Here is a 22,437-nt window from a genome sequence, read left to right on the forward strand (position 1 = left end):
ACTAGTCTATCAGTTTACCCATCAAGTAAACATCGATAAATTTCCCTTCTTCTATATATGCTCCACGCTCTTGGCGACCTTCAATTACAAAGCCATGCTTTTGATAAAGATGAACTGCTGCTTGATTACGAGTTTGGACAGTCAGTTGGAGACGACGCAGAATACCACTTGCTTGTGCCCACTCTATCGCTTCTTCTATCAACAAACTTCCCAAGCCATTATTCCAATATCTTTTTCCAATCACAATGAAGAGATCTCCAATATGACGGACTCTCTTGCGCTGGTCAGCTGTAATATTTACAAGGCCAGCAATTTTACCATTTAAGAATGCAAGTAAGCTTATCTGATTGTCTGAACTAGCTTGCTTGTTGAGGAATACTTCCATCTCCTCACCGGTCAAGAGAATACCATCTCCATCTAAACTGGTAAAATCTGTCTCTAAACTGACACGATTTAAAAATGTTACTAACTCAACAGCATCACCAGGTTCTGCTTCTCTAATGAGCAATTCATACTCCATGTTGAAGCTCCTCTAAGAGTTTTTCTGCACGCAACCCCTTTGCCTGGAAATTTAAACGGCGTCCATCTGCTTCTTTTAGAATTTCCAATTCTAAATAAGTATTTGGCAAGGCATCACCTAAAAGATGGCCCCACTCAATGACAGTCACTCCACCACCAAAGAGAAACTCATCCAAGTCGATAGAATCAGCATCCCCCTCAATACGATAAACATCTAGGTGATAAAGTGGAAGACGACCTTCATACTCTCTTACGATAGTGTAAGTTGGACTCTTAATCATCTGAGAAATCTGTAACCCTTTAGCAAGACCTTTTGTAAATGTCGTTTTACCTGCGCCCAGTTCTCCAGTTAAAATTAAAACATCATTCTTTTCTAATAGATGACCCAAATGCTCCCCTAAGGCTTGCAACTCTTCTTCATTTTTTGTGTACATATTCTTATTATACCAAAAACTTTTCTTTTGTGTCTATTTTCCTACCAAACTTATACTCAATGAAAATCAAATAGCAAACTAGGAAGCTAGCCGCAGGTTGCTCAAAACACTGTTTTGAGGTTGTGGATAGAACTGACAGAGTCAGTATCATATACCTACGGAAAGGCTACGCTGACGTAGTTTGAAGAAATGTTCGAAGAGCATTACCATCATAACATCCATAAAAACAGGCTTTCCCTAAAAGAAAATGAGCGTAGCAATGACCAATACAAGATCTCGGAAAATATGACCATAAAAGGAAACTTCCTGCTTAACCGAATTTGGGACAAGATAGGCTGCAAAAAACAAACCCAGTCCAATATAAATCAGAAGTGAGACAATGGTCATTGGATTTCTTAAGAAAATAAGTGTTGCTAAAATAGTCACCAACACTGTCTTTTTTCTGTCTAGCATGGCAAGAAAATCGCGCATATATTTTTTCAAAGGTAAAAAAATCAGCAAATCTAGTCCAAATAGGAAAAAGAAGGATGGCAATAAAAAGTCAACTAATTCTTGTTGCAGCGTATTTTTAATGAGCAAGTTATCTGACAAGACAAGAACAGCTCCTAACAAATTAATTAAGAGTAGGATACTATAAAAAAGCTTCACTGACTTCTTACTGGCTAGGACACTATGAACTTCTTGCTTACAGGTATAAAGATAATTTACTCCAGCACAGATTCCTGAAACGAAGACCATACTTCCGATGAAAAAAGCTGTACTTTGTTTAAAGGACAAGATGCATTCCTTCCATAGGAAACAGCTACTCAAACTGATTTGAATTAAAGCTAACAAAAATAAGATTCTCATTGATTTCATCTTTTCTCTCCCTTCCTACCAATCATTATACTCGGAGAAAAGGGAGAACTGTTTCCAATCTTCTCAAATGTCTCTTTTAGATGCTAAACAAACACGAGAGGCTAAACTTGAAATCAAAAAAACGCACCATATCAAAAACTAAAAAATTTGATATTATGCGTCATATCTTAAACTAATTGACCATACTTTCTATTCAAATGAGCTTTCAACCAATTGATTGAGCCAATCAACTCTTAAAACCAAAGAGCAATTTCTCGCTTAGCTGACTCTTCTGAATCTGAACCATGTACAACATTTTGGATAGCTTGGTTTTCTCCAGCAGCTTTTGCAAAATCACCTCGAATAGTCCCTGGCAAAGCTTCTTCTGGACGAGTTGCGCCTATCATGGTCCGCCAAGTTTCGATTACTTTGGGACCTGAAATGATACCTACAAGAATCGGTCCTGAAGTCATAAATTCACGAATCGGTGGGTAAAAACTTTGATTAACCAAGTCCTGATAGTGCTGGTCAATCAAGTCTTCTGAAAGCTGTGAACGCAACTCCAATTTTTCAATTATAAATCCACGTTGTTCGATGCGTTTCAACACTTCACCAACTAGCCCTCTTTTTACACCGTCTGGTTTAATGATAAAAAATGTTTGTTCCATGCCCGTCTCCTTTGTCAGCTTCTTTCTTTTATTTTACCACATTTCGTGGAAAAATGGAGAAAGTTTTCAGAAAAGAGAACCCGAAGGCTCTCTCATTCTCTTTTATTCTACTGTTTCTTCCACAGTTTCAACGGCAGCATCCACAACTACTTCTGTTGTTTCTTCATTTCCTTCTTCCTCTACTGGAGGATTAAGGTATTCTTCTTCGTTGATAGCATGTGGTTCAAGGTTACGGTAACGAGCCATACCAGTACCTGCTGGGATGATCTTACCGATGATAACATTTTCCTTGAGTCCAAGGAGATGGTCTTTCTTACCACGGATAGCCGCGTCAGTAAGGACACGAGTTGTTTCCTGGAAGGAAGCCGCTGACAAGAAACTATTTGTTTCAAGTGAGGCTTTGGTAATTCCCATAAGAACTGGACGACCAGTCGCTGGAACACCACCTGCGATAAGAACATCTTTATTGGCATCTGTAAAGTCATTGATATCCATAAGGGTACCCATGAGAAGGTCTGTGTCACCTGGATCCATGACACGAACTTTACGGATCATTTGACGAACCATTACCTCGATGTGTTTGTCACCGATTTCTACCCCTTGGCTACGGTAAACTTTTTGTACTTCACCGAGAAGGTAGGTTTCAACTGACAAGACATCACGAACTGCAAGGAGACGTTTTGGTTGGATAGAACCTTCCGTAAGAGCAGCACCACGCGCTACTTGGTCCCCAACTTCAACACGCATACGAGCTGTAAATGGAACGACGTATTCACCTTCGCCAGTTTCACCCTTAACAAAAACTTTCTTAGTACGAGTTGATGCATCTTCTTCGATAGCTGTAACTTGTCCTTTAACCTCTGTGATAACCGCTTCCCCTTTAGGATTGCGGGCTTCAAAGATTTCTTGGACACGAGGAAGACCCTGAGTGATATCGGTATTTGAGGCAACCCCACCCGTGTGGAAGGTACGCATTGTAAGCTGTGTACCAGGTTCCCCGATAGATTGGGCAGCGATTGTACCAACTGCTTCACCAACTTCAACCGCATCACCAGTCGCCAAGTTGATACCGTAACAGTGACGGCAGACACCGTGACGAGTGTTACATGTAAATACAGAGCGGATAGTCACTTCTTCCACACCAGCATTGACAATTTCACGCGCCTTATCTTCTGTAATCAACTCATTTGGACCGATAATAACTGCACCAGTTTCTGGATGTTTAACAGTTTTCTTAGTGTAACGACCATTGAGACGCTCTTCGAGAGACTCGATCATCTCTTTTCCTTCTGCGATAGAACGGATCAAGAGACCACGGTCTGTTCCACAGTCATCCTCACGGATGATAACGTCTTGGGCAACGTCAACCAAACGACGAGTCAAGTAACCTGAGTCGGCTGTCTTAAGGGCCGTATCAGTCATACCTTTACGGGCACCGTGAGTTGAGAAGAACATTTCCAATACCGACAAACCTTCGCGGAAGTTTGAAAGGATTGGCAATTCCATGATACGTCCGTTCGGAGCCGCCATCAGACCACGCATACCGGCAAGCTGTGAGAAGTTTGAGATGTTACCACGGGCTCCAGAGTCCATCATCATAACGATTGGGTTCTTAGGATCTTGGTTGGCAATCAAGCGTTTCTCAAGTTTTTCACGGGCAGCACGCCATTCAGCTGTAACGGCATTGTAACGCTCATCATCTGTGATCATACCACGACGGAATTGTTTTGTAATTTGTTCTACACGTTTGTGTGATTCTTCAATGATTTCAGCCTTGTCATCAACGACTGGGATATCGGCAATACCCACTGTCAATCCTGCAAGAGTTGAGTGGTGGTAACCGAGGTTCTTCATACGGTCAAGTAGGGCAGAAGTTTCTGTCGTACGGAAACGTTTGAAGATTTCAGCGATGATATTTCCAAGGTTTTTCTTCTTGAATGGAGGGTTGAGTTCAAGTTTGCTGATAGCTTCCTTGATATCTCCACCAAGTGGCAAGAAGTATTTAGCAGGAACGCCTTCTGTCAAGTTGGCATTGTTTGGTTCTTGCAAGTATGGTAGACCCTCTGGCATGATGTCATTGAAAAGGATTTTACCAACTGTTGTAAGCAAGACCTTGTGTTTTTGCTCTTCTGTCCATGGTTTGTTGAGACTATCTGTTGCAATACCAACACGTGAGTGGAGGTGAACATAACCATTGCGGTAAGCCATAACCGCTTCGTCACGGTCTTTGAAGACCATTCCTTCACCTTCACGACCAGCTTCTTCCATAGTCAAGTAGTAGTTACCCAAAACCATATCCTGAGATGGAGTAACAACTGGTTTACCATCTTTCGGGTTCAAGATATGCTCAGCAGCGAGCATCAAGATACGAGCTTCTGCTTGGGCTTCTTCTGAAAGCGGTACGTGAATGGCCATTTGGTCCCCGTCAAAGTCGGCATTGTAGGCTTCACAGACAAGCGGGTGCAAGCGAAGGGCCTTACCATCAATCAAGACTGGCTCGAAGGCTTGGATACCCAAACGGTGAAGGGTCGGTGCGCGGTTAAGAAGTACTGGGTGTTCTTTGATCACTTCTTCAAGGATATCCCAGATACGCTCATCTCCGCGTTCGACCAAGCGTTTAGCAGCTTTGACGTTTTGCACGATATCACGTGCAACGATTTCACGCATCACAAATGGTTTAAAGAGCTCAATCGCCATTTCACGTGGCACACCACATTGGTACATCTTAAGAGTTGGACCAACAGCGATAACGGAACGTCCTGAGAAGTCAACACGTTTACCGAGCAAGTTTTGACGGAAGCGTCCTTGTTTACCTTTGAGCATGTGGCTCAATGATTTAAGTGGACGACTACCTGGTCCTGTGATTGGACGACCACGACGACCATTGTCAATCAAAGCGTCAACCGCTTCTTGAAGCATACGCTTCTCATTTTGAACGATGATACCTGGTGCATTCAACTCAAGCAAACGAGCCAAACGGTTGTTACGGTTGATAACACGGCGATACAGGTCGTTCAAGTCAGATGAGGCAAAACGGCCACCATCCAACTGCAACATTGGACGAAGATCTGGTGGAATAACCGGAAGGATGTTAAGAATCATCCATTCAGGTTTGTTTCCAGACTTGTAAAAGGCATCCAACACATCCAAACGACGAATCGCTTTGATACGTTTTTGTCCAGTTGCTGTTTTCAACTCTTCTTTGAGTTCAGCAATTTCTTTTTCAAGATCTACTTGTTTCAAAAGGTCTTGGATGGCTTCGGCACCCATCTTGGCAACGAATGATCCATAACCATACTCACGCAAGCGCTCACGGTATTCGCGCTCTGTCATGATAGACTTGTGCTCAAGTGGTGTATCCTTGGGATCGATCACCACATAAGCTGCAAAGTAGATAACTTCCTCAAGTGCACGAGGACTCATATCAAGGGTCAAGCCCATACGGCTTGGAATCCCCTTGAAGTACCAAATGTGAGATACAGGAGCTTTCAATTCGATATGTCCCATACGCTCACGACGAACTTTTGTACGCGTTACTTCAACCCCACAACGGTCACAAACAATCCCTCTGTAACGAATGCGTTTGTACTTACCACAAGCACATTCCCAGTCTTTTGTAGGACCAAAGATGACTTCATCAAAGAGTCCTTCACGTTCTGGTTTCAAGGTACGGTAATTGATTGTTTCAGGTTTTTTGACTTCTCCATAAGACCATGAACGGACTTTACTTGGAGAAGCTAGGGTGATTTGCATACTTTTAAAACGATTTACATCAACCACTATTTCTTCCCTTTCTATTCTAAGTGAGCTACTTATTCTTGTTCAGCAGCTTCTTCTGTTTCTTCCGCTTTTGCTTCTTTCTCAGCTTCTTCAGCTTCAAAGGCTGCTTTAGCCTCTTGGGCTGCTTTTTCGCGGGCTTTTTCAAGATCATCTACGTGGATGACATCTTCGTCCATTCCTTCATCCAAGTCACGAAGTTCCACTTCTTGGTCATCTTCGTCAAGGACACGCATGTCAAGACCAAGAGATTGCAATTCTTTCACAAGAACTCGGAAGGATTCTGGAACACCTGGTTTTGGAATTGGTTTTCCTTTTGTAATAGCTTCATAAGCTTTCAAACGTCCGTTGATATCGTCAGACTTGTAAGTCAAGATTTCTTGAAGGACATTTGACGCACCGTAGGCTTCAAGAGCCCAAACCTCCATCTCACCGAAACGTTGTCCACCAAACTGGGCTTTACCTCCAAGTGGTTGTTGAGTAACGGTTGAGTAAGGCCCGACTGAACGCGCGTGCAATTTATCATCAACCATGTGGTGGAGTTTGATCATGTACATGACACCAACTGACACACGGTTATCAAATGGCTCACCAGTACGTCCATCGTAAAGGATTGTTTTGGCATCGCTATCCATACCTGCTTCTTTAACAGTTGACCAAAGGTCTTCAGAACTTGCTCCGTCAAAGACTGGTGTTGCGATGTGAATACCAAGAGTACGAGCCGCCATACCAAGGTGAAGCTCCATAACCTGACCGATATTCATACGTGATGGCACCCCAAGTGGGTTCAACATGATGTCGACTGGAGTTCCGTCTGGAAGGTAAGGCATGTCTTCTACAGGAACGATACGAGAGACAACCCCTTTGTTTCCGTGACGTCCGGCCATCTTATCTCCGACCTTGATCTTACGTTTTTGAGCGATGTAGACGCGAACCAGCATGTTAACACCTGATTGCAACTCATCTCCATTTGCACGTGTAAAGATCTTCACATCACGAACGACACCATCGGCACCGTGTGGTACACGAAGAGAAGTGTCACGCACCTCACGAGACTTGTCTCCGAAGATAGCGTGCAAGAGGCGTTCTTCAGCCGAAAGGTCTTTCTCACCCTTAGGTGTTACTTTACCTACAAGAATGTCACCTTCTTTAACCTCAGCTCCGATACGGATAATACCCATTTCGTCAAGGTCTTTAAGAGCATCTTCACCAACGTTTGGAATTTCACGAGTGATTTCTTCAGGCCCAAGCTTTGTATCGCGTGTTTCTGATTCGTATTCTTCAAGGTGAACAGATGTATAGACATCGTCTTTCACCAAGCGTTCGCTCATGATAACGGCATCCTCGAAGTTGTAACCTTCCCAAGTCATGTAGGCAACGATTGGGTTTTGTCCAAGCGCCATTTCTCCATTTTCCATAGAAGGTCCGTCAGCGATGAAATCACCTTTTTCAACGACATCGCCAACTTTTACGAGAGTGCGTTGGTTGTAGGCAGTACCTGAGTTTGAACGACGGAATTTTTGGATGTGGTAAACGTCCAATGAACCATCTTCACGGCGTACTTCTACCTTGTCAGCATCTGCGTAAGTAACTTTACCATCATACTGAGCAATCACAGCCGCTCCAGAGTCGTGGGCTGCTTGGTATTCCATACCAGTACCAACGTAAGGTGCCTGAGGATTGATCAATGGCACAGCCTGACGTTGCATGTTGGCTCCCATGAGGGCACGGTTGGAGTCATCGTTTTCCAAGAAAGGAATACATGCTGTCGCAACGGCAACTACCTGTTTTGGTGAAACGTCCATATAGTCAACAATATTAGCTGGATACTCTTGGTTGACCCCTTGGTGACGTCCCATGACAACTTTCTCAGCAAAGGTTCCATCTTCATTTAGACGAGAATTAGCCTGTGCTACAGTAAATTCATCTTCTTCATCAGCTGTCAACCAAACGATTTCGTTCGTGACAACACCTGTTTCGCGGTCAACCTTACGGTATGGCGTTTGAACAAAACCATATTTGTTCAAGTGCCCGTAAGATGACAAGTTATTAATCAAACCGATGTTTGGTCCTTCAGGTGTCTCGATTGGACACATACGACCATAGTGAGTGTAATGCACGTCACGAACTTCATATCCAGCACGGTCACGTGTCAAACCACCAGGTCCTAAGGCTGACAAACGGCGTTTGTGAGACAACTCAGAAAGTGGGTTGTGTTGGTCCATGAACTGTGACAACTGTGATGAACCAAAGAATTCTTTAACTGCAGCTGTTACAGGACGGATATTGATGATTTGTTGTGGTGTCAAGACTTCGTTGTCCTGAACAGACATACGTTCACGGACATTACGTTCCATACGAGAAAGTCCCAGACGTACTTGGTTAGCAAGCAATTCACCGACCGCACGGATACGACGGTTTCCAAGGTGGTCGATATCATCTACACGGCCAAGTCCTTCAGCCAAGTTGAGGAAGTAGCTCATCTCAGCAAGGATATCTGCAGGAGTGACGATACGAACCTTGTCATCTGGATTGGCATTACCGATGATCGTTACAACACGGTCTGGATCAGTTGGAGCAACAACCTTGAATTTTTGAAGAACAACTGGCTCTGTTACTACGGCAGCATCATTTGGAATGTAGACAATCTTGTTCAAGTCGCCATCCAAATAGCTTTCAATGCTTTCAATCACGCTACGAGTCATGATTGTACCAGCTTCTACCAAGATTTCTCCAGTTTCAGGATCTACCAATGGCTCTGCAATGGTTTGGTTTAGCAAACGTGTTTTAACATTGAGTTTTTTATTGATCTTATAGCGACCAACTGCTGCCAAGTCATAGCGACGTGGGTCAAAGAAACGAGCTACAAGCAAGCTACGTGAGCTTTCAGCAGTCTTAGGTTCACCTGGACGAAGGCGTTCGTAAATTTCTTTCAAGGCTTCGTCGGTACGAGAGTCCATTGGGTTCTTGTGGATATCTTTTTCAACAGTGTTGCGAACCAATTCGCTGTCACCAAAGATATCAAAGATTTCATCATCACCTGAGAAACCAAGCGCACGAACCAATGTTGTAAATGGAATCTTACGAGTACGGTCGATACGAGTGTAGGCGATATCTTTTGAGTCGCTTTCAAGTTCCAACCAAGCTCCACGGTTAGGGATAACAGTTGAACCGTAGCCCACTTTACCGTTTTTATCAACTTTATCGTTAAAGTAAACACCTGGTGAGCGGACCAACTGAGATACGATGATACGTTCACCACCATTGATAATAAAAGTACCCATTTCTGTCATGATTGGGAAATCACCAAAGAAAACTTCTTGAGTCTTGATTTCGCCTGTTTCTTTATTGATCAAGCGGAAGGTTACAAAAATTGGTGCCGAGTAGCTGGCATCGTGGATACGAGCTTCTTCGAGCGTGTATTTTGGTTCCTTGATTTCATATCCAACAAATTCCAACTCCATCGTGTCTGTGAAGTTTGAAATTGGCAATACATCTTCAAACACTTCCTTAAGACCGTGGTCTAGGAAAGCTTTGAATGAATCAGTTTGAATTTCAATCAAATTTGGTAAGTCAAGAACTTCTTTGATTCTTGAAAAACTACGACGGGTACGATGTTTCCCGTATTGAACGTCATGTCCTGCCAAGATGATTCTCCTTTGTAAATAAGTTCCAAGCCTTGTCAATCAGGCTTTCTAATCGTCATATGGTTGTAAAACCTCTATCACCGTGTCCCTTTGATAAATTTTCAGAATCTTTAAGTCTTTGTTACAAATGCTCGAAATCCTGAAAAAAAGCACAAAAAGAGCAGCTAAATCTGACTTTTTCAGAAGATTTAACTGCTGTGAGCCTTGTCTGGACAATATTTCAGACAAAACCTACGACAAATGATTACTCATATTATACCCTATTTAGCTAGATTTTTCAAGGGAATTAACGATTTTTTGACAAAATCTTTTCCTATAAAACATTAAATTCAATGATCACTTTGCAAACTTCGTTTTCAGTTTAGTAGTTCACTAAGAATATAGTGAATTACAACTTTTCCTTTTTTATCATAGGCTATTTTTCTTGACTTTATCAGACTTTTCTTTTAATATATATGTATAAATATATAGGGAGATTTATGATGAATATCTTGCTTTCTAAGACTGAACAAGATTTGCTATTCTTACTGGAAGAAATAACCAAACACCATGATTGGATAGAACTCTCAGTCTTGGCCGAGAAGCTGAATTATTCAATAGAAGAATTACAAGAACACCTTTTTAAGCTTGAGCAATTATTTCCAAACCTCCTGATACAATCAAGAAAAAAAGGTATTCAATTGCAGTTTGACTTCCAAAACACCTTGGATCCTAGGATTGAGATTTTTAAACAATCTGAAACCTACTCTTTTTTGAACCGTCTGTTTTTCAAGGAGGAAGGCTCACTTAACCAAATGTGCCTAGAGCTTGTGATTAGCTACGAACGAGTTCAGGAAATCATCCAGCATCTAAATACGAAACTTCTACAACACTATAACATCAGCATCCAACCTTCCCCTTTAGTCATAGAGGGAACAGAAGAGGACATTCGCGCCTTTTATCTAGACTACTTTAGTCAAAGTTACGACTTTCTTGATTGGCCCTTCCCTTCTATTTCTGAAGAATCACTCACTCACTTGATTCAGCTATTTTTGAACGCCCAACAAGTTTCACTCACCCTCAGCAGTCTACGGCAAATCAAATATACCCTAGCTATCAATCTAGAGCGTTTAAATAGGGGACGTTTCATTGAAAATCCTACTCCTCTTTTAACCAGTCACTACAGCTCTCTCATGCAGATTCCCCATTTTGAACAAGATATCAAAAAACTGGCTAAAAAACTCCATTTTGAACCTACAAAGAAAACACTGGAACAACTATTTTCAAACCCAATCAAATCTTCTAAAATTACAGACAATGCTAATAATAGGGCACTGGGCGATATTCATCATATCCAAAAATCCTACCGTTTATTGAGTCAAATTCTAGAAGAGCTGGCTAAAGAATTTCACCTACAGATTGAAAATCGTGAGGAATTGATTTGGCTCCTCCACTACACTGCCCAAGCTGATTTCTTCCATTTACTCAACAATCAGTCTCTCGACAAACAGAAATCCCAGATTTTAAGCAATTATCAAGCAGAATTTCCAAAACTATTTGAAGTAAGTCAACACAAATTTCAATCTTATCTGACTGAGATGGGACTAAACAGTAAGCCAAGTAAGCAACAAGAGATGGTCTACACCTTCACTATCCAAGGGCATCGAATTTTAGTCCAACTGCTTCAAAAACTTCCCAAAATACGTGTTTTGGTCATTAGTCATCTGGATAACCATCACGCACAAAGCCTAATCGACACCCTAACTCACTACGGAAACAATCTCTATCTATTTGATTCTTGGGAAGAATCTACGATTTCTTTCTCGATTCTCAATCAAATTCCGCACGATATTGTTATCACTACCTTTCCTGTCACTAACTCTCCTAAACCAATTATCTACAATCGTAACTTCTCTACTTCAGAATTATTCCTCCATCTCCACCTTCTGGCTTCTCAAATTCATAAAGAAAGACTAGCTGAGTCGTAACAGAAAATCTGTTGCGATTTTTCTTTTGTTCCAATTTTAAGAAAACGCTTGCATCTTTTTTTACTACATGCTATACTGATATAGAAATTTATTGATTGGAGAATCATTATGAGAAAAAAACCATCTCACACTGAGAAAAAAATGGTCTACAGCATCCGTTCTCTCAAAAATGGAACTGGTTCTGTCCTTATCGGCGCAAGCCTTGTCCTACTTGCCATGGCTACACCAACTATCTCAGCCAACGAAACCACAACAGCTAGTGCTGAAGCGACTAACACTATTACTCAACCTCTTACTGATACAGCAGACATCGCTGGAAAGAACGAAAGCGATTTTTCTTCACCTAACAATGCAAACGCTTCCCTAGAGAAAAAAGAAGAACAACCTGCAACAGAGGCAACCACTCCTGCTGCAACTCCCGCTGATTCAGCACCACAAACCGGACAAGATCGTTCAAGCGAACCAACTACTTCTACTACGACTGAAACTAAGGCAGAAGAGCCAATCGAAGACAATTACTTCCGTATCCACGTCAAAAAACTTCCTGAAGAAAACAAGGATAGTCAAGGACTATGGACTTGGGACGATGTTGAAAAACCTTCTGAAAACTGGCCTAACGGAGCTTTGTCCTTTAAGGATGCCAAAAAAGATGACTACGGCTACTACCTAGATGTCAAATTAAAGGGAGAACAAGCCAAAAAAATTAGCTTCCTCATCAATAATACAGCCGGAAAAAATCTAACCGGCGATAAATCGGTAGAAAAACTGGCACCAAAGATGAATGAGGCTTGGTTAGACCAAGATCACAAGGTTTTCTCTTACGAGCCACAACCTGCAGGAACTATTCGCGTCAACTACTACCGTACAGATGGCAACTATGACAAGAAATCTCTCTGGTACTGGGGAGATGTGAAAAATCCAAGTAGTGGTGAATGGCCTAACGGAACAGACTTTACGGCTACAGGCAAATATGGTCGCTATATCGATATTCCACTCAAAGATGCAGCTAAAGATCTTGGATTTTTATTACTAGACAGAAAGAAACAAGGAGACGATGTGAAAATCCGTAAAGAAGATTATAAGTTCACAGATTTGAAAAATCATAGCCAAATTTTCCTAAAAGATGATGACGAAACCATCTACACCAACCCCTACTATGTGCACGATATCCGCATGACAGGAGCTCAACACGTAGGAACTTCTAGCATTGAAAGTAGTTTTTCAACACTTGTCGGTGCTAAAAAAGAAGATATCCTCAAACACTCCAACATCACTAATCATCTAGGAAACAAAGTAACTATCACTGATGTTGCAATCGATGAGGCTGGTAAGAAAGTGACCTACAGCGGAGATTTCTCTGACACAAAACATCCTTATACCGTTAGCTACAACTCTGACAAATTCACTACCAAAACAAGCTGGCGTCTTAAAGATGAGACTTACAGCTATGATGGTAAACTTGGAGCTGACCTCAAAGAAGAAGGAAAACAGGTTGATTTGACCCTCTGGTCACCAAGTGCTGATAAGGTTTCTGTTGTTATCTACGACAAGAATGACCCTGAAAAAGTAGTTGGAACTGTAGCTCTTGAAAAAGGGGAAAGAGGAACTTGGAAACAAACTCTAGATAGCACAAACAAACTAGGCATCACAGATTTCACTGGCTACTATTATCAATACCAAATCGAGCGTCAAGGTAAAACTATTCTTGCACTCGATCCTTACGCTAAATCCCTCGCTGCTTGGAATAGTGACGATGCTAAGATTGACGATGCCCATAAAGTGGCTAAAGCTGCCTTTGTAAATCCAGCTAAACTAGGACCTCAAGACTTGACTTATGGTAAGATTCGCAACTTCAAATCGCGCGAAGATGCTGTCATCTATGAAGCTCATGTGCGTGACTTCACTTCAGATCCTGCCATCGCAAAAGATTTGACTAAGCCATTTGGTACTTTTGAAGCCTTTATCGAAAAACTAGACTACCTCAAAAACTTGGGTGTAACCCACATCCAACTCCTTCCAGTCTTGTCTTACTACTTTGTCAATGAGTTGAAGAACCACGAACGCTTATCTGACTATGCTTCAAGCAACAGCAACTACAACTGGGGATATGACCCTCAAAACTACTTCTCATTGACTGGTATGTACTCAAGCGATCCTAAGAATCCAGAAAAACGAATCGCAGAATTCAAAAACCTCATCAACGAAATCCACAAACGTGGCATGGGAGCTATCCTGGACGTAGTTTATAACCATACAGCCAAAGTCGATCTCTTTGAAGATTTGGAACCAAACTACTATCACTTTATGGATGCTGATGGAACACCTCGAACTAGCTTTGGTGGTGGACGTTTGGGGACAACTCACCATATGACCAAACGCCTCCTAGTTGATTCTATCAAATATCTAGTTGATACCTACAAAGTAGATGGATTCCGCTTCGATATGATGGGAGACCATGACGCCGCTTCTATCGAAGAAGCTTACAAGGCTGCACGCGCCCTCAATCCAAACCTCATCATGCTGGGTGAAGGTTGGAGAACCTATGCTGGTGATGAAAATATGCCTACTAAAGCTGCTGACCAAGATTGGATGAAACATACCGATACTGTCGCTGTCTTCTCAGATGACATCCGTAACAACCTCAAATCTGGTTATCCAAATGAAGGTCAACCTGCCTTTATCACAGGTGGCAAGCGTGATATCAACACTATCTTCAAAAATCTGATAGCTCAACCAACCAACTTTGAAGCAGACAGCCCTGGAGATGTCATCCAATACATCGCAGCCCATGATAACTTGACCCTCTTTGACATCATCGCTCAGTCTATTAAAAAAGACCCAAGCAAGGCCGAGAACTATGCTGAGATTCATCGTCGTTTACGACTTGGAAACCTCATGGTCTTGACAGCTCAAGGAACTCCATTTATCCACTCTGGTCAAGAATATGGACGTACCAAACAATTCCGTGACCCAGCCTACAAGACTCCAGTAGCAGAGGACAAGGTTCCAAACAAATCTCACTTGTTGCGTGATAAGGACGGCAATCCATTTGACTATCCTTACTTCATCCATGACTCTTATGATTCTAGCGATGCAGTCAACAAGTTTGATTGGACTAAGGCTACAGATGGAAAAGCATATCCTGAAAATGTCAAGAGCCGTGACTATATGAAAGGGTTGATTGCCCTTCGTCAATCTACAGATGCCTTCCGACTCAAGAGTCTTAAAGATATCAAGGACCGTGTCCACCTCATCACTGTTCCAGGTCAAAATGGTGTAGAAAAAGAGGATGTAGTAATTGGCTACCAAATTACTGCTCCAAACGGTGATATCTACGCAGTCTTTGTCAATGCGGATGAAAAAGCTCGCGAATTTAATTTGGGAACTGCCTTTGCCCACCTCAGAAATGCTGAAGTTCTAGCAGATGAAAACCAAGCAGGACCAGTTGGAATTGCCAACCCGAAAGGACTTGAATGGACTGAAAAAGGCTTGAAATTGAATGCCCTTACAGCTACTGTTCTTCGAGTCTCTCAAGGCGGTGCCATTGTTGCCCCAGCTATGGAAGAAAAACCAGAATTTGACCTTTCTAGCCTAAAACAAGAACACGGTCAAAATAACGGCCAAGACAATATGTCAAACCGAGTAGTCAAACCGGAACAGCAAACTCCAGCTCCACAAACTAAACCTGATTCTACTAGACCAGATGAAAAAGTAGCTGATGCAGAAGATAAACCTAGCCAAGCTACAACTGATTCACAAGCTGAACAACCAGCACAAGAAGCACAACCAGCATCTGTAAGTGAAGCTATTCAAAACGGATCTGTAGAAAACTCTAGCAAGGAAAATATACCTGCAACCCCAGCTAAACAAGCTGAACTTCCAAATACAGGAACCAAAAACGATCACAAACTCCTGTTTGCAGGAATTAGTCTCCTCGCTCTTCTAGGTCTCGGGTTCTTGCTAAAAAACAAAAAAGAGAACTAAACTAGCCCTCCTATAGAAAAATCCCCCAAGCATTAAGTCCAGGGGGATTATTTTTTGTACAATATTTGTGGTTATAATACATTTGATTAGTATTTTTTATTAAGCCTCTTTCATGGCAAAATAAGCCCGTACTTTTGGAGCCACTTGCGTGCCGAAGAGTTCAATAGCTCTCAGAACCTGGTCATGAGGCATGGAACCAAGCGGTAGATGGAGCATGAAGCGGTCCAATCCTAAATCCTCTATCATGCGAATCAATTTTTCTGCCACCTGATCTGGATTGCCCACAAACATAGCGCCATTTGGCCCTACCTGTTCCAAATATTGCTCATAACGTAATTCCTGCCAGTGCGGACGGTCTTTGGAAATAGCATCCACCACTTGCTTGGTCGGATGGAAATAATCTTTCACAGCCTGCTCGCCATCTTCAGCAATCCAACCCCAAGAATGGGCTCCAACCTTTAGTTCATGACTGGCATGACCCGTTTCGCTCCCAATCTCACGATAAGCCTGAATCAATTTTTTAAAATAACGCGGATTGCCACCAATAATGGCATAAACAATCGGTAGACCAGCCTGAGCAATCTTCACAGTTGATTCAACATGACCACCTGTCGCTATCCACAAGGGTAATTTGTCCTGAACTGGACGAGGATAGACTTCTTTGCCAGAGATTGTTTGGGTCAATCGACCTTGCCAGTCTAACTTGGTCTTTTCATTGACTAACTGAAGCAAGTCTAATTTCTCATCAAAAAGGGCTTCGTAGTCTTTCAAATCATATCCAAACAGAAGAAACGATTCCGTGAAAGAACCCCTTCCAACCATAATCTCCGCACGTCCATTTGACAAAGCATCGATGGTCGCATATTGTTGGAACAAACGAATAGGGTCCATACTTGAGAGAATACTGACTGCACTGGTTAAACGGATTTTCTTGGTATTGACTGCCCCAGCTGCCAGGACGATCTCTGGGGCTGATACCGCAAAATCCGCTCGATGGTGCTCACCAATTCCATACACATCCAAACCAACCTTGTCAGCCAGATCAATCTCTGCCACCAACTGGCGAATGCGTTCAGCATGATTATAAGTCTGCCCAGTCCCTTCAAGCACCGTTGTTTCCCCAAATGTTGAAATTCCCAATTCTACCATTGTGATTCCCCTTGTCTATTTCTGTCCTTCAATTTGAAAAATTATTCTAACACGAAACTTGACTACAAGCAACCAATTTGCTCACAAGAAAAAGCCTAGATAACTAGACTTTTTTAGCTTATTCTACCGTTACTGACTTAGCAAGGTTACGTGGTTTGTCCACATCAAGTCCACGGTGGAGTGTTGCAAAGTAAGCGACCAATTGAGTTGGTACAACCATTGAAATCGGTGAGAGGTAAGGGTGTACAGTCGTAAGAACGATATCGTCTGTGTCTTTGGCAACATTTTCTTCTGCGATAGTGAGGACTTTAGCACCACGGGCTGCCACCTCTTGGATATTTCCACGAGTATGATTAGCAAGGACTGGATCTGACAAGAGGGCCAAGACAGGCGTTCCTTCTTCAATCAAGGCAATAGTTCCATGCTTAAGTTCTCCTGCCGCAAAGCCTTCACACTGGATGTAAGAAATCTCTTTAAGTTTGAGACTTGCTTCCATGGCTACGTAGTAATCTTGACCACGTCCAATATAAAAGGCATTGCGAGTTGTTTCAAGAAGCTCACGAACCTTGGCTTCAATAGCTTCTTTCTCTGAAAGAGTTGATTCGATAGACTGAGCTACGATTGACAACTCATGCACCAAATCAAAGGCTTGCGCTTTAGCATTGCCATTTGCTTCTCCGACTGCTTTTGCAAGGAAGGCAAGGGCTGCGATTTGCGCTGTATAGGCCTTGGTTGAGGCCACAGCAATTTCAGGACCTGCATGAAGAAGCATGGTATGGTTAGCTTCACGAGAAAGAGTTGAGCCTGGTACGTTTGTTACTGTCAAGCTTGGGATTCCCATTTCATTAGCCTTAACCAAAACCTGACGGCTATCCGCTGTTTCACCAGACTGACTGATAAAGATGAAGAGTGGTTTCTTGCTGAGAAGTGGCATACCGTAGCCCCACTCAGATGAGATTCCAAGTTCAACTGGCGTATCTGTCAATTCTTCCAGCATTTTCTTAGAAGCAAATCCTGCGTGGTAAGATGTCCCAGCTGCAAGGATGTAGATACGGTCTGCGTCTTGAACAGCCTGGATGATAGCTGGGTCAACGACTACTTGACCAGACTCATCTGTGTAGGCTTGTATCAACTTACGCATCACTGTTGGTTGCTCATCAATTTCCTTGAGCATATAGTAAGGGTAAGTTCCCTTACCGATATCAGACAAGTCAAGTTCAGCAGTGTAACTAGCACGCTCACGACTGTTGCCATCATAGTCTTGAACTTCAACACTATCAGCCTTGACGATTACCAACTCTTGGTCATGGATTTCCATGTATTGGTTGGTCTCACGAATCATAGCCATAGCATCTGAGCAGACCATGTTATAGCCTTCTCCAAGACCAATCAAAAGTGGTGATTTATTTTTAGCTACGTAGATGACTTCAGGATCTTGTGAGTCAACCAAGGCAAAAGCATAAGAACCACGGATGATGTGAAGAGCTTTTTTGAAGGCTTCAAGAACTGACAAGCCATCTTCTTCCGCAAATTTTCCAATCAAGTGAACGGCGATTTCAGTATCTGTTTGCCCCTTAAAGTGGTGACCTGCAAGGTATTCTTCCTTGATTTCAAGGTAGTTCTCAATCACCCCATTGTGCACCAAAACAAAACGTTCTGTCTCAGAGCGATGTGGGTGAGCATTGTCTTCCGTTGGTTTTCCGTGAGTAGCCCAACGAGTATGTCCGATACCAGTCGTTCCCTCAACACCAGCTGTCTTGGCAGACAATTCTGCAATACGACCTACAGCCTTGACTAGATGGTTCTCAGCGCCACCTAGGACAAAAATCCCCGCAGAATCATAGCCACGGTATTCGAGCTTTTCAAGACCTTGAATCAAAATATCAGTTGCATTTGTGTTTCCAACAACACCAACAATTCCACACATAGTATATACGACACAGGCAAGCTGTGCTTTCTCCTTAAAATTGGTATAGTCTGATTCCTCTTTTATAGAATCAGCAAAAACAGTATATACTTGTTTCTTTCACTTGTCAAGAGTAAAAATTGGTATAGTTCAAATTAAGCTCCTGTAAGCAAAAAACTCTGACCAATTAGGATAATCAGTCAGAGTCCTTTTTTAAAATCCATTATTATCGCTTAGCTCCTTGAACCAGTGCCCTGATTTTTTCAGACGACGTTCTTGCGTTTCCAAGTCTAATTCGACCAAACCATAGCGATTTTTATAGCTATTGAGCCATGACCAGCAATCGATAAAGGTCCAAATCAAGTAGCCCTTACAGTTGGCTCCATCTTCAATGGCACGGTGCAGTTCACGAAGATGACCTTTTACAAAGTCAATACGGTAATCATCTTGAATCATTCCATCTTGACGGAATTTTTCTTCCCCTTCAACACCCATGCCATTCTCAGTCAGCATCCACTCGATATTGCCATAATTTTCCTTGATATTTTGGGCAATATCATAAATCCCTTGCTCATAAATCTCCCAGCCACGATGAGGATTGATTTTACGCCCAGGCATCACATAAGGCTCGTAAAAATGTTCTGGTAAGAGTGGACTCTCTGGATGCTTAGCAAATCGAGGAGCCATAACACGCAAGGGTTGATAGTAGTTGACACCAAGGAAATCCACTGTATTGTCACGAATGAGATCCAACTCCTCCTCTGTAGCATCAGGCAAGAGACCGTATTCATGCAAGATTTCTACCAACTCCTGTGGATAAGTCCCCAAAACGGACGGATCTAAGAAGGATTGGGCCTGAAAGAGATCCGCAATCCGAGCTGCTTTGACATCAGCAGGATGCTGGCTACGTGGATAAGCCGGTGTCAAGTTGAGGACAATCCCAATCTTGGAATCTGGCAAGAGTTCATGACAGGCCTTAACCGCCCGACTGCTAGCCAATTGTGTATGATAAGCTACTTTAACGGCTGCCTCTGCATCCACCTTATGTGGATAATGGGCATCGTAAAAATAGCCAAATTCTACTGGAACGATGGGCTCGTTAAAGGTAATCCATTGATCCACTAAATCTCCATAAGTCTCAAAACAAAAACGAGCATAGTCTTCATAGGCTGAGACAGTCGCCTTATTTTCCCAACCATCACCATCTTCTTGAAGGGCAAAAGGCAAATCAAAATGATAAAGATTGACTAAAAGACGAATACCTTTGGCCTTAATAGCCTCAAAGACCTTACGATAAAAATCCACACCTTGAGGGTTGACTTTTCCACAGCCTTGTGGAAAAATCCGTGACCACTGAATAGAAGTTCGAAAGACCGTGTGACCAGTTTCTAACAAGAGGTCGATATCCTGTTCCCAATTTTCATAAAAGGTCGATGTCTTATCTGGACCAATTCCATTATAGTAGCGATTTGGCTCCACTTGGTACCAATAATCCCAGAGATTATCTCCCTTACCGTCACCAGCTACACGTCCTTCTGTCTGTGGCCCAGAAGTAGAGGATCCCCAGACAAAATCCTTTGGAAATCTTAGCATACATTTACCTCTTTATCTACTCATTTTTCCCATTATACAGAAAAAACAAGGTAAAAACTAGTTACATTTTTTCCTTGTTTTTCTTCTGATTATAGTTTTTATTTCTTGCTGAGGATTTCAAGCGTTTCGAGCAAGTTATCTGCATGAACTTCGATGGTGTCACCAGTCGCTTTAATCTTGACTTCTACGATGCCATCGGCTGCTTTCTTCCCAACAGTGATACGGATTGGCAATCCAATCAAGTCGCTATCACTAAATTTCACTCCGACACGTTCGTTACGGTCGTCTGTCAAGACTTCGTAACCTGCTCCCATCAAGCTTGCTTCAAGTTTTTCTGTCAAGACTTGCGCTTCTTCGTCCTTGACATTGACAGTGATCAAGTGCACATCAAATGGTGCCAATTCTTTAGGGAAGTTGATTCCCCAAGCGTAACGATATTCACCTTTTGGCGTTTTGTTAACAAAGAGGCGAGCGTGTTGCTCCATCACTGCTGAAAGGAGACGGCTGACACCGATACCATAACATCCCATGATGATTGGCACAGCACGGCCATTTTCATCCAAAACATCTGCTCCCATGCTTGCTGAATAGCGAGTACCGAGTTTGAAGATGTGACCAATTTCAATACCACGCGCAAAGTTAAGGACACCTTGTCCGTCTGGAGAAATTTCACCCTCACGAACTTCACGGATATCCACATATTCTGCAGTAAAATCACGACCTGGATTCACACCAGTCAAGTGGTAGCCATCTTCATTTGCTCCCACAACTGCATTGCGAACATCTTGCACCTTACGGTCTGCAATGATTTTAACATTCTCCGGCAAACCAACCGGGCCAAGTGAACCAAATCCTGCTTGAACAACATTTGCCACTTCTTCTTCACTAGCAATGTCAAAGAAATCTGCTCCCAAGTGGTTTTTCAACTTGACTTCGTTGAGTTGGTCATTTCCAACTAGAAGAGCCGCAACAAGCTCACCATCTGCCATATAGAAAAGAGTTTTAATCGTTTGTTCTTCTGGAACGTTAAGGAAGGCTGCAACTTCATCGATTGATTTAACATCTGGTGTTGCAACACGAGTCACTTCTTCTTCAGCGACAACACGGTTGCTTGGTTTGTACTCGTTTGTTGCCATTTCTAAGTTAGCCGCATAGCTAGATTCACTTGAGTAGGCGATGGTATCCTCACCAGAAACCATCCATTTAAGCAATTCTGCCTTGATTTCTTCTTGCACTTCTGCAGGAATTTCGTCAAATGAGGCAACTGACTTGTCCAAGACAACCCAGCGGTCAAGGTCTGTACGAGCAGGTGTGATGGCCATAAATTCTTGGCTGTCCTTACCACCCATGGCTCCACCGTCACCGATGATAGCCTTAAAGTCTAAGCCACTACGAGTGAAAATACGCTCATAAGCAGCCTTGTACTCATCATAAACACTGTCCAAACTATCATAGTTAGCGTGGAAACTGTAAGCATCTTTCATGATGAACTCACGTGTACGAAGAAGTCCATTACGTGGACGTTTTTCATCACGATACTTAGGTTGGATTTGATAAAGGTTGAGTGGCAATTGCTTGTAAGACTTAACAGAATCACGGACAATAGCTGTAAAGGTTTCTTCGTGAGTTGGACCTAAGATGAAGTCTGATTTTTCACGGTTTTTTAGTTTGTAAAGGTCTTCACCATAAGTTTCATAACGACCTGATTCGCGCCACAACTCTGCACTGAGAAGGGCAGGAGCCAACATCTCAACGGCACCAATCTTGTCAAACTCTTGGCGCATGATGTTTTTGGCTTTTTCAATCACACGGTTGGCAAGTGGCAGGTAAGAATAAACACCTGCTGAGACTTGACGAACATAACCAGCTCGCAACATAAGAGCATGGCTGATAACTTGAGCATCGCTTGGCATTTCGCGAAGCGTTGGGATAGGCATTTTACTTTGTTTCATAATA

The 22,437-nt window shown here is 42.5% G+C and carries 12 protein-coding genes; 2 read left to right on the forward strand and 10 right to left on the reverse strand.

Annotated features, from left to right (window positions below; genetic code table 11):
- Nucleotide 1: 1 nt before the first annotated feature.
- The 6 genes from HT731_RS03140 to rpoB form a co-directional block, all read right to left on the reverse strand.
- Nucleotides 2–520, reverse strand: coding sequence for a GNAT family N-acetyltransferase (locus HT731_RS03140; RefSeq protein WP_061758886.1), 519 nt, complete (start codon nt 518–520; stop codon nt 2–4).
- The gene (gene tsaE, locus HT731_RS03145) at nt 510–953 is read right to left on the reverse strand and encodes a tRNA (adenosine(37)-N6)-threonylcarbamoyltransferase complex ATPase subunit type 1 TsaE (protein WP_061758887.1); all 444 of its coding nucleotides are present in this window, start codon (nt 951–953) and stop codon (nt 510–512) included. Before tsaE ends, HT731_RS03140 begins: the two co-directional genes overlap by 11 nt.
- A 237-nt stretch (nt 954–1,190) precedes the next feature.
- A complete protein-coding gene (locus HT731_RS03150) occupies nt 1,191–1,811 on the reverse strand; it encodes a hypothetical protein (protein ID WP_061758888.1) in 621 nt (206 codons plus the stop codon).
- A 233-nt stretch (nt 1,812–2,044) separates the two neighbouring features.
- Complete coding sequence (ndk, locus tag HT731_RS03155) at nt 2,045–2,458, reverse strand: nucleoside-diphosphate kinase (RefSeq protein WP_061758889.1); 414 nt, start codon at nt 2,456–2,458, stop codon at nt 2,045–2,047.
- Between the two features lie 102 nt (nt 2,459–2,560).
- Nucleotides 2,561–6,238: a DNA-directed RNA polymerase subunit beta' gene (gene rpoC / locus HT731_RS03160; RefSeq protein ID WP_061758890.1), complete on the reverse strand. Its 3,678-nt coding sequence runs from the start codon at nt 6,236–6,238 to the stop codon at nt 2,561–2,563.
- 32 nt (nt 6,239–6,270) lie between these two features.
- Nucleotides 6,271–9,882 (reverse strand): DNA-directed RNA polymerase subunit beta, encoded by a 3,612-nt coding sequence (gene rpoB / locus HT731_RS03165; RefSeq protein WP_061758891.1) that lies wholly within the window; start codon nt 9,880–9,882, stop codon nt 6,271–6,273.
- Nucleotides 9,883–10,364: 482 nt separating this feature from the next.
- Between rpoB and HT731_RS03170 the strand changes: the two genes are divergently transcribed.
- Together HT731_RS03170 and HT731_RS03175 are read left to right on the forward strand one after the other, a co-directional pair.
- Nucleotides 10,365–11,849: a M protein trans-acting positive regulator PRD domain-containing protein gene (locus HT731_RS03170; protein ID WP_061758892.1), complete on the forward strand. Its 1,485-nt coding sequence runs from the start codon at nt 10,365–10,367 to the stop codon at nt 11,847–11,849.
- A gap of 108 nt (nt 11,850–11,957) precedes the next feature.
- A complete protein-coding gene (locus HT731_RS03175; RefSeq protein WP_173277619.1) occupies nt 11,958–15,833 on the forward strand; it encodes a pullulanase in 3,876 nt (1,291 codons plus the stop codon).
- Nucleotides 15,834–15,932: 99 nt separating this feature from the next.
- Here HT731_RS03175 and HT731_RS03180 read toward each other — a convergent pair whose 3' ends face one another.
- The 4 genes from HT731_RS03180 to HT731_RS03195 all read right to left on the reverse strand — a co-directional run bounded on the left by HT731_RS03180 (nt 15,933) and on the right by HT731_RS03195 (nt 22,433).
- Nucleotides 15,933–16,982 carry an LLM class flavin-dependent oxidoreductase gene (locus tag HT731_RS03180; protein ID WP_173277621.1) on the reverse strand — a complete coding sequence of 350 codons (1,050 nt, stop codon included), beginning with the start codon at nt 16,980–16,982 and terminating at the stop codon, nt 15,933–15,935.
- 118 nt (nt 16,983–17,100) lie between these two features.
- Nucleotides 17,101–18,909, reverse strand: a complete 1,809-nt coding sequence (glmS, locus tag HT731_RS03185; RefSeq protein WP_173277623.1) for a glutamine--fructose-6-phosphate transaminase (isomerizing) — start codon at nt 18,907–18,909, stop codon at nt 17,101–17,103.
- Between the two features lie 192 nt (nt 18,910–19,101).
- The gene (gene bglA, locus HT731_RS03190; RefSeq protein WP_061758896.1) at nt 19,102–20,481 is read right to left on the reverse strand and encodes a 6-phospho-beta-glucosidase; all 1,380 of its coding nucleotides are present in this window, start codon (nt 20,479–20,481) and stop codon (nt 19,102–19,104) included.
- A 98-nt stretch (nt 20,482–20,579) separates the two neighbouring features.
- Nucleotides 20,580–22,433 carry a proline--tRNA ligase gene (locus HT731_RS03195; protein WP_061758897.1) on the reverse strand — a complete coding sequence of 618 codons (1,854 nt, stop codon included), beginning with the start codon at nt 22,431–22,433 and terminating at the stop codon, nt 20,580–20,582.
- Nucleotides 22,434–22,437 lie beyond the last annotated feature (4 nt).

The organism is Streptococcus sp. k-163, assembly GCF_013277555.1.
GTDB lineage: Bacteria > Bacillota > Bacilli > Lactobacillales > Streptococcaceae > Streptococcus.

Bases quoted from the DNA above. Each gene is read 5' to 3' on its own strand.
- HT731_RS03150 (WP_061758888.1), bottom strand. From the start codon at position 1,811: ATGAAATCAATGAGAATCTTATTTTTGTTAGCTTTAATTCAAATCAGT.
- HT731_RS03175 (WP_173277619.1), top strand. From the start codon at position 11,958: ATGAGAAAAAAACCATCTCACACTGAGAAAAAAATGGTCTACAGCATC.
- ndk (WP_061758889.1), bottom strand. From the start codon at position 2,458: ATGGAACAAACATTTTTTATCATTAAACCAGACGGTGTAAAAAGAGGG.
- glmS (WP_173277623.1), bottom strand. From the start codon at position 18,909: ATGTGTGGAATTGTTGGTGTTGTTGGAAACACAAATGCAACTGATATT.
- HT731_RS03195 (WP_061758897.1), bottom strand. From the start codon at position 22,433: ATGAAACAAAGTAAAATGCCTATCCCAACGCTTCGCGAAATGCCAAGC.
- HT731_RS03140 (WP_061758886.1), bottom strand. From the start codon at position 520: ATGGAGTATGAATTGCTCATTAGAGAAGCAGAACCTGGTGATGCTGTT.
- HT731_RS03180 (WP_173277621.1), bottom strand. From the start codon at position 16,982: ATGGTAGAATTGGGAATTTCAACATTTGGGGAAACAACGGTGCTTGAA.
- HT731_RS03170 (WP_061758892.1), top strand. From the start codon at position 10,365: ATGAATATCTTGCTTTCTAAGACTGAACAAGATTTGCTATTCTTACTG.
- bglA (WP_061758896.1), bottom strand. From the start codon at position 20,481: ATGCTAAGATTTCCAAAGGATTTTGTCTGGGGATCCTCTACTTCTGGG.
- tsaE (WP_061758887.1), bottom strand. From the start codon at position 953: ATGTACACAAAAAATGAAGAAGAGTTGCAAGCCTTAGGGGAGCATTTG.